Source organism: Vibrio sp. OPT46 (assembly GCF_015163535.1).
GTDB lineage: Bacteria > Pseudomonadota > Gammaproteobacteria > Enterobacterales > Vibrionaceae > Vibrio > Vibrio alginolyticus.
The window spans coordinates 16,055-16,304 of the sequence record NZ_JADDYG010000725.1; the positions used below are offsets into that span (position 1 = coordinate 16,055).

The 250-nt window shown below is 47.6% G+C and carries 1 protein-coding gene; it reads right to left on the reverse strand.

From position 1 onward, the window contains the following. Nucleotides 1-250 (reverse strand): cadherin-like domain-containing protein (locus tag IQR33_RS34415; protein WP_228014151.1); only part of this gene is annotated, 250 nt, incomplete at both ends.

Genomic DNA, 250 nt, shown 5'->3' on the forward strand with positions numbered 1-250 from the left:
TCTTCTTCAACACTAAACTGCTGGTCTTGAGGAACAGGAAGATCGTTAACCGGATTAACCGTTAGATCCGCCGTTGCTTGGATAGTGTCTGTGCCGTCCGTAATGTTGAATTGGATATCAATGTCACCATTAAAGTCCGCATCTGGCGTAATCGTGAAGCTGCCATCGTCGTTCGCTGTGACGGTTGCGTTTCCATCTACACTCAAATCGCTAGCAGTCAGACCATCTCCCTCAATATCAGACGCTTGAG